Source organism: Ideonella sp. A 288, from assembly GCF_002198735.1.
Lineage (GTDB): Bacteria > Pseudomonadota > Gammaproteobacteria > Burkholderiales > Burkholderiaceae_C > Pseudaquabacterium.
The window spans coordinates 1-5374 of sequence record NZ_MWLO01000012.1 but is presented as its reverse complement, the minus strand read 5'-3'; the positions used below and the strand labels follow the sequence as shown (position 1 = coordinate 5374).

At 71.5% G+C, this 5374-nt stretch carries 4 protein-coding genes, 1 other RNA gene and 1 pseudogene; 2 read left to right on the top strand and 4 right to left on the bottom strand.

Annotated features, from left to right (window positions below; genetic code table 11):
• Positions 1-2: 2 nt before the first annotated feature.
• Positions 3-710, top strand: a complete 708-nt coding sequence (locus EOINJALH_RS00570) for a fumarylacetoacetate hydrolase family protein (RefSeq protein ID WP_088278369.1) — start codon at positions 3-5, stop codon at positions 708-710.
• A gap of 63 nt (positions 711-773) precedes the next feature.
• On the opposite strand, the gene EOINJALH_RS00565 is transcribed toward EOINJALH_RS00570, so the two are convergent.
• From EOINJALH_RS00565 to rnpB, 3 genes are all read right to left on the bottom strand, one after another.
• Positions 774-1958: a carbonic anhydrase gene (locus tag EOINJALH_RS00565; RefSeq protein ID WP_088278370.1), complete on the bottom strand. Its 1185-nt coding sequence runs from the start codon at positions 1956-1958 to the stop codon at positions 774-776.
• A gap of 87 nt (positions 1959-2045) precedes the next feature.
• A complete protein-coding gene (locus EOINJALH_RS00560) occupies positions 2046-3251 on the bottom strand; it encodes a multidrug effflux MFS transporter (RefSeq protein ID WP_088278368.1) in 1206 nt (401 codons plus the stop codon).
• Positions 3252-3324: 73 nt separating this feature from the next.
• Positions 3325-3786: RNase P RNA component class A (gene rnpB / locus EOINJALH_RS00555), an RNA gene on the bottom strand.
• A 36-nt stretch (positions 3787-3822) separates the two neighbouring features.
• Between rnpB and cysK the strand changes: the two genes are divergently transcribed.
• The gene (gene cysK, locus EOINJALH_RS00550) at positions 3823-4737 is read left to right on the top strand and encodes a cysteine synthase A (RefSeq protein WP_088278367.1); all 915 of its coding nucleotides are present in this window, start codon (positions 3823-3825) and stop codon (positions 4735-4737) included.
• 57 nt (positions 4738-4794) lie between these two features.
• Here cysK and EOINJALH_RS00545 read toward each other — a convergent pair.
• A pseudogene (locus EOINJALH_RS00545) lies at positions 4795-5374 on the bottom strand (hypothetical protein); the annotation flags it as partial.

Sequence of the window (5374 nt, the reverse complement as noted above, 5' to 3'; positions counted from 1 at the left end):
TCATGACCCACCCCACCTACCTCTGGGCCCCGCCGCCCGTGGCCTCGCTGCCGGTGCGCGGCCAGGCCAGTCGCCTGCCCGTGAACCGCCTCTTCTTCGTCGGCCGCAACTACCACGCGCATGCGCTGGAGATGGGCAAGCCGGTCGACAAGTCGGTGGAGCGGCCGTTCTACTTCACCAAGTCGCCGACGACGCTGGTGGCCTCGGGCGCCACCGTGCCCTACCCCAGCGAGACCGCCAACTACCAGTTCGAGATGGAACTGGTGCTGGCCATCGGCGCCACGGGCTTTCGCGTGCCGGCCGCACAGGCGCACGCCTTGGTCTACGGCTACGCCTGTGGCCTGGACATGACCCGGCGCGACCTGCAACTGGTGGCCCGCGACAAGGGCCGCCCCTGGGACCTGGGCAAGGACATCGAGCAGGGCTCGGTGGTCTCGGAGATCGTGCCGATGCCCGGCACCGTGCTCGAACAGGGCACGCTGGCACTGCAGGTGAACGGCCAGACCCGGCAGCAGTCCGACATCGACAAGCTGATCTGGGGCATCCGCGAGATCATTGCCGACCTGTCGCTGTTCTATCACCTGCAGCCCGGCGACCTGATCTTCACCGGCACCCCCGAAGGCGTGGGTGCGGTGCAGCCGGGTGACCGCCTCACCGGCCAGGTGGCCGGCGTGGGCGAGATCGCCCTGACCATCGGCGCGGCGGCATGACGGCCAACGCGGGGCTGGCGGGTGCCAGCCCTTGCGCGCCCCGCCACGACGCCTTGCCGGGGCTCAGTTCGACTGCTTGATCAGGCGGCCGGCGGCCGACTGGATCGGCCGGGCGTTCATCGGGTACAGGCGCGCGAACACGGCGATCTGCTCCGGCGAGACTGTCACCGGCTGCTGCATCACCATCCACAGCACGCCCTCGCTGCACGGTGGCGTGGTCAGCGAGCCCATGTACGTGTAGTAGCGGCGGTCCTTGGGCAGCAGTTCGTTGAGGTCCAGCGAGATGCGCGCCGGCAGTTCGTCGCCCTTCTCGAGCGGCAGGTTGTTCCACACCGACTGGATCAGCGGGTGCGCGGTGCCGCGGTCCAGCAGCACGGCCACCACGGCCAGGCGGCCTTCGGGGTCCTTGTGCACCAGGTGCGCCACCATGTCGAAGCGGCGGCCGTTGATGCGCTCCTCGGCCGGGCGGTGGAAGTGGAACTGCACCAGGTCGTAGCGCCGGCCCATCACCTCGATGGCATTGCCGGAGCCGACGTTGACCTGCACCGTGTGGCCGTTGTCGAGCACGTTGAAGCCGATGGGCTGGTACTCGAACTTCACCGGGTCGAGTTCGACCGTGATGCCGCCGCGGATGTCGATCGGGCTCTGCCGCGTGCCGTTGGCGCACTTGGCGAACTCGGGCTTGAGCCGGCCCCAGGTCTCGGGGCCGCCATCGCCGTCGTAGCTCCAGTGCGCGGCATGGCCCTCGCCCGCCGGGGCGGCGCCGTCGGCGCCATGGGCCTGGGCCGCCTTCTCGGCGCGCAGCGCGGCGACGACCTTGGCCGTGTGCTCCCGCGACCGCGCCGCCGGCGCCTGGCCATGCTGGGCGTCGGCCTTGGCGACGACGCGCACCACGTAGGGCGTCTTCGCCTCGGGGGCCTTTGTGGCACCGAGCTTGGCGGCCAGCCGCTCGCGCAGCGCATCCATCGGGTCTTGCGGGGCGGCGCCCTTGGCGGCCGGGGCCGGGGCCTCGTGCGCGCCGGCGGCGTGCGCCTCGGCCTTGGCGGCGGGCTTGGCCGCAGGCTTGGCCGGCTCGGCGTGGTCCGCAGCCTTGGCCTTCGCGGCCGGCTTGGCGGGCTCGGCGTGGGCATCGGCCGCGCGGGCCCCGGTCGTCCACAGGGCCGCGCCGGCCAGCAGCAGGGCGGCGGCGAGCGCATGCAGGCGCAGCGCATGGGGGGTGGGCAGGCGGCGGGTGTCGGCGTGGCGCATGGTGTGCATCCTTGGGTGGTGCACACGGGACGTGGGCACCTCTGCTCCCACGCTATCGGCCGAACAACGGGCGACTTGAGGTGCTGCTCAGCCCGGCAGGCGCCGCACCCAGCGCCAGGCGAGCAATCCCACCATCAGGAAGCCGAACGAGGTGAGCGACAGCGCCACGGTGGAGTGCATCACCAGCGGCGCCACCACGCCGGCCACCAGCGCGTTGGCCAGGCTGCCGATGCAGGCCTGCAGCGACGAGGCCATGCCGCGCCGGTCGGGCACAACGTCCAGCACCATCAGCGTGACCACCGGCACCATCAGCGACCAGCCGAACGAGTAGCCGGCCACGGGCAGCATGGCCCAGGCCGCATGCGGCTCGAACAGCAGGTTAAGCGCCACGTTGAGCACCGACACCGACACCATCACCGTGAAGCCGTGGCGGATCTGCCGCTTGGGCGGCATGCGCCCGGCCAGCCGCCCCGACAGCCAGGCGCCGCCCATGATGCCGCTGATCGACAGGATGAAGAACCAGAAGAACTGCGTCGGCGCCAGACGCAGGTGGGTGCCCAGCCATTCGGGCGCCGACAGCACGTACAGGAACATGCCGTTGAAGGGCACGCCGCTGGCGAAGACCAGCGCGACGAAGCGCGGGTTGCCCACCATCTGGCGGTAGCCCTGCAGCAGCGGCCGCGGCGCGAACGGCTGGCGCTGCGACAGGTGCAGGCTCTCGGGCAGCAGGCGGGCGTTGAGCACCAGCAGCGCCAGCGAGATGGCCACCAGCAGCCAGAAGATCGAGTGCCAGCCGGCGTGCACGAACAGGAAGCCGCCCATCAGCGGCGCGATGGCCGGCGCGATGCCGAAGAAGATGGTCACCATCGACATCACCCGCTGCGCCTCTTCCTGCGGGTACATGTCGCGGATGATGGCCCGCGAGACCACCATGCCCGAGCCCGCGGCCATGCCCTGCACGGCGCGGCTGGCCACCAGCATGCCGATCGATTCGCTCAGCGCGCAGCCCAGCGAGGCCAGCGTGAACACCGCCAGGCCGACCAGCACCACCGGGCGGCGGCCGACGCTGTCGGAGATGGCGCCGTGGAACAGGTTCATCACCGCGAAGCCGAACAGGTAGGCTGACAGCGTCTGCTGCATCTGCGCCGGCGTGGCCGACAGCGACGCGGCGATGCCCGAGAACGCGGGCAGGTAGGTGTCGATCGCGAACGGCCCCAGCGTGCCCAGGCCGGCCAGCAGGGCGGCGAGCATCCAGCGCGGGTGTCGCCACAGCGTGGCGGCGTCGGGGTTCATGGATTCGACAAGCGGTGGGCTCGCGTGGGAGAAAGACCCGGCAGGGCCTTGCGGGCCTGCCGGGCGGGGATAAATGTGAAGCGAGCCGATAGGCCGGATTCTGTGCGCCGCGCCCGGCTTGCGCCGGCCACGGCGTGACCGCCATTCCTCTGGGCCGGGGGTCGCCCACCCGGCTCGATGCCACCTACCCGCACACTCCCCGGGCCGGATCGACGTGTGCCTATTCGGTGTTGCTGCGCGTAGAGATTGCCCGTTTCACCCGAGACGGGTTGCGGGCTTTCGCCCGCGACCCGTCTCGGGTGGCTGTGAGGTCCCCGGCTTGCGCCGTGGCCAGCCGGCTTGCGCCGTCCGGTCGCTGGCTTGCGCCAGCGCCTCACAGAACACCCTTGCCAGGCGCCCGTCTCGACTCGTCTCTGTTGCTCTGATCCTCGCCTTACGGCGGGCAGCCGTTAGCTGCTACGCTGCCCTGTGCAGTCCGGACCTTCCTCCAGGGCCACCTTTCGGTGATCGCCCCAGCGGCGGTCTGGCTTGCTTCACCATGCGATTATCACGGCTCACCAGGAGAGTGCCCATGAGAGCAGAAAACGTCCTTGCCACCATCGGCAACACGCCGCACATCCGCATGCAACGCCTGTTCGGCGCCGCCGAGGTGTGGATCAAGTCCGAGCGCGGCAACCCCGGCGGGTCCATCAAGGACCGCATCGCGCTGTCGATGGTCGAAGACGCCGAGAAGAGCGGTGCTTTGAAGCCCGGCGGCACGATCATCGAGCCCACCTCGGGCAACACCGGCATCGGGTTGGCCATGGTGGCCGCCGTCAAGGGCTACAAGCTGGTGCTGGTGATGCCCGACAGCATGAGCATCGAGCGCCGCCGGCTGATGCTGGCCTACGGCGCCAGCTTCGACCTCACGCCGCGCGAGAAGGGCATGAAGGGCGCCATCGCGCGGGCGCAAGAACTGGTGACGCAGACGCCCGGCGCCTGGATGCCGCAGCAGTTCGAGAACCCGGCCAACATCGCCGCGCACGTGGGCGCCACGGCGCAGGAGATCTTGCGCGACTTCCCCGACGGGCTGGACGCGCTGATCACCGGTGTGGGCACCGGCGGCCACCTCACCGGCTGCGCGCAGGTGCTGAAGAAGGCCTGGCCGAACCTGAAGGTGTTCGCGGTGGAGCCGGTGGCCTCGCCCGTGATCAGTGGCGGCGCGCCCAGCCCGCACCCGATCCAGGGCATCGGCGCGGGCTTCATCCCGACCAACCTGCACACCGCGCTGCTCGACGGCGTGATCCAGGTGGACGCCGAACCGGCGCGCGAGATGGCCCGCCGCTGCGCCCGCGAAGAAGGCCTGTTGGTGGGCATCTCCAGCGGCGCCACGCTGGCCGCCATCGCGCAGAAGCTGCCCGAGCTGCCGGCCGGCAGCCGCGTGCTGGGTTTCAACTACGACACCGGCGAGCGGTATCTGTCGATCGAGGGCTTCCTGCCCGCCTGAGCGCCCGCCCAGCGTCCCGGGATGCCGGGGTAAGGGCCAGGGCCGTGGCGCGCCGGCTCAGGCTGCGCCGCGGAACACCACCTGGTTCGGCTGGTCGTGCGGCAGCAGCTCGAACAGGTCGGGGTGCTTCCTGAACAGCCGCGTCGACGGCGCGCTGCGGGCCAGCAGGTTCGCGGCGCGCAGCTTCTCGGTGGCGATGTTCAGCGGCAGCTTCGCGCCCTGGCGCAGTTCGGGCACCGCGTCCAGGATGCGCAGCACCTCGTCGGGCAGCGGCGCGGCCTCGGCGGCCCGGGCGGCGCGCCCGCCGCGGCGGACTTTGGCCGGCGCGGGCGAATCTTGCGACTCTGCGGGCGGCGCGGCCTCGACCGGCGCGGCGGCGGGCGCCGCCTTGGCCAGGGTCTTGGCCAGCGAACGCGCCAGTGACTTGCCGGCCGGCCGCGCCGGCGCAGCGGCCGGTTCGCGCACCGGCTCGCGCACTGTCTCGCGCACCGGGGCCGCGCGCTCCGACGACGTCGGCTCGACAACCGTCGCCGTGTCAAGGGCCGCCGATTCCGTCCGTGCGCGCCGCCCGCCGGTCTTGGCGGGTGCCTTGGCCGGGCTCGGCGCGACGGCGGCCGGCGGCGCGCACGGACGGAAT

What these genes read in the sequence shown, in the direction of transcription:
- EOINJALH_RS00570 (WP_088278369.1), top strand. Translation starts at nt 3, where the DNA reads ATGACCCACCCCACCTACCTCTGGGCCCCGCCGCCCGTGGCCTCGCTG.
- EOINJALH_RS00565 (WP_088278370.1), bottom strand. Translation starts at nt 1,958, where the DNA reads ATGCGCCACGCCGACACCCGCCGCCTGCCCACCCCCCATGCGCTGCGC.
- EOINJALH_RS00560 (WP_088278368.1), bottom strand. Translation starts at nt 3,251, where the DNA reads ATGAACCCCGACGCCGCCACGCTGTGGCGACACCCGCGCTGGATGCTC.
- cysK (WP_088278367.1), top strand. Translation starts at nt 3,823, where the DNA reads ATGAGAGCAGAAAACGTCCTTGCCACCATCGGCAACACGCCGCACATC.